Below are 536 nucleotides of genomic sequence, written 5' to 3'. Positions count from 1 at the left end.
GGGCGGTGTGTACAAGGCCCGGGAACGTATTCACCGCAGCGTTGCTGATCTGCGATTACTAGCGACTCCGACTTCATGGGGTCGAGTTGCAGACCCCAATCCGAACTGAGACCGGCTTTTTGGGATTAGCTCCACCTCACAGTATCGCAACCCATTGTACCGGCCATTGTAGCATGCGTGAAGCCCAAGACATAAGGGGCATGATGATTTGACGTCGTCCCCACCTTCCTCCGAGTTGACCCCGGCAGTCTCCCATGAGTCCCCGCCTTTACGCGCTGGCAACATGGAACGAGGGTTGCGCTCGTTGCGGGACTTAACCCAACATCTCACGACACGAGCTGACGACAACCATGCACCACCTGTGAACCAGCCCCAAAGGGGAAACCGTGTTTCCACGGCGGTCTGGCACATGTCAAGCCTTGGTAAGGTTCTTCGCGTTGCATCGAATTAATCCGCATGCTCCGCCGCTTGTGCGGGCCCCCGTCAATTCCTTTGAGTTTTAGCCTTGCGGCCGTACTCCCCAGGCGGGGCACTTA

1 rRNA gene is annotated in these 536 nt (G+C 57.5%); it reads right to left on the bottom strand.

Features of this window, described 5'->3' with window-relative positions:
• Positions 1–536 (bottom strand): 16S ribosomal RNA (locus DQ353_RS21175); the annotation flags it as partial.

It is taken from the genome of Arthrobacter sp. AQ5-05 (assembly GCF_003287975.1).
GTDB lineage: Bacteria > Actinomycetota > Actinomycetes > Actinomycetales > Micrococcaceae > Paeniglutamicibacter.
This window is presented reverse-complemented; position numbering and strand designations above follow the sequence as displayed.